This window comes from Nitrospiraceae bacterium (assembly GCA_021373015.1).
In the GTDB taxonomy this organism is placed as follows: domain Bacteria; phylum Nitrospirota; class Thermodesulfovibrionia; order Thermodesulfovibrionales; family UBA1546; genus JAJFTJ01.
This window is the reverse complement of record JAJFTJ010000015.1, coordinates 1-1,538: the sequence shown is the minus strand read 5'-3', so window position 1 is coordinate 1,538 and position 1,538 is coordinate 1. Positions and strand designations below refer to the sequence as shown.

Here is a 1,538-nt window from a genome sequence, read left to right as displayed (position 1 = left end):
AAGAGCTGAGACTATTACGGAATCGCCTTTATTGACGAGAGAGGATGTCACTGCCTGAAAACCTCTTCTTGCACCTGGAACGACGCGAGCAACATCCATGTTAACGAAGCTGGCAAGTTGTTCATGAAATGGAGCAATAGGCGGACTGCTTATTTTGTCCAGTCTGAAAGGTTTGCGGCAGGCATCACAGGTGGAATAGCCATCGCCATATGCTATGAGAGCTTTTCGGGCTTCGGGGGTAAGCCTTCCGGCTGCTTGGATTGGCTGTATATTGATGTATGTTTCTTCTCTGGACCGAATATCAATATTATCAGCTATTTTTCGTACTTCCGGGGTTCCGGTATCATTTTCAATGTCGTCCAGGATTTTTCTGATCCGATTTACACTTTTTTTAATGGTATTTTCTTCTTCTGGACTTGTGATATTCGGAATTCTCTGTCTGAGAGTTTCCCTAATATCTTCAAGGGCAAAAAGTGCCTCAAATGTTTTCTGTGTTCTTATATCCATATACTACCCCTAAGCTAAGACCCGGAATCGAACCGGGATATAATGGAATTGCAGTCCATCGCGTAGCCTTTCCGCCATCTCAGCATTTTGTTATTCTGTTATTTTGTACTCTTATTCCGCAGATGTACACAATCGAGGGGTTATCTGCCCAGTATCCTGTATAACTGATACCGATTTAGGAGGGCTATACCCATATTGATAAACGGGTATTCTTTTGTGGACTTCTGCGGAAATTGAGTTGAGATTAAGTTGTGAGTTGTATGAGTCGTTTTTATCTGTTCATCCATAATCTAGTTTTTATAAAGGAATTCAGCCACATTTTGATTGTTATGCTCGCTTCACAATTGTGAAGTTTATGTTTACTCATCTTAACCTGTATTTGTACCTCCTTCAGGCTAAAAACGCCTTAAAATTTTTCTGTTAAAAGCTTTCCTGTTGTCATCTACAAGAAAACTTTTAAGCCAGAACCTGGAATCGAACCGGGATAAATGGATCTGCAGTCCATTGCGTAGCCTTTCCGCCACTCTGGCACTTGCGTTCACAATTGTGAACTGACAACACATCATACTCGTTTTTAATATTTAAACCTATTTTTTGAGGCAAAATATACCTTTTACGTCAAAGAGAACCTGAAATATTTCTTCAAAAGTTTTCTGCTCTTATTGATGGAGAACTTTTAAGCATAGTAAAATTACTACATTAAGCATAGTAAATTACTGAATAGTATCTGTATAATGCTAGCAAAAATATTTTTAAAAGGCTACAGCAAGCTATAGTATTCACAAAAGACGGAGAAGTGAATAATGGACAAGGAGCAGTTACAAGAAATTTATTTGAAACCCGATTACTATTGGGGTAAAGAACCTAATGAGCTGGTGAACAAGGTTTTGGAGTTTATTCCAGATGGCCAAATAACCAATAAAAAACTGGTTGATTTAGGTGCAGGAGAAGGTCGAGATAGTGTTTTCTTTACTTTGCAAGGTTTCAATGTTTTAGCTGTTGATATTTCACAGGCAGGTTTAGAAAAGGCG

Annotated in this window: 2 protein-coding genes and 2 tRNA genes; 1 reads left to right on the top strand and 3 read right to left on the bottom strand. The window is 38.8% G+C overall.

Annotated features, from left to right (window positions below):
- The 3 genes from LLF28_06990 to LLF28_06980 form a co-directional block, all read right to left on the bottom strand.
- The coding region (locus tag LLF28_06990) for a hypothetical protein (protein MCE5195177.1) at positions 1–507 on the bottom strand (507 nt) is incomplete at its 3' end.
- Between the two features lie 12 nt (positions 508–519).
- Positions 520–591, bottom strand: a tRNA-Cys gene (locus tag LLF28_06985).
- Between the two features lie 375 nt (positions 592–966).
- Positions 967–1,037: transfer RNA gene (locus tag LLF28_06980), tRNA-Cys, on the bottom strand.
- A 273-nt stretch (positions 1,038–1,310) separates the two neighbouring features.
- Between LLF28_06980 and LLF28_06975 the strand changes: the two genes are divergently transcribed.
- A partial coding sequence (locus tag LLF28_06975; GenBank protein ID MCE5195176.1) for a hypothetical protein occupies positions 1,311–1,538 on the top strand: 228 nt, incomplete at its 3' end.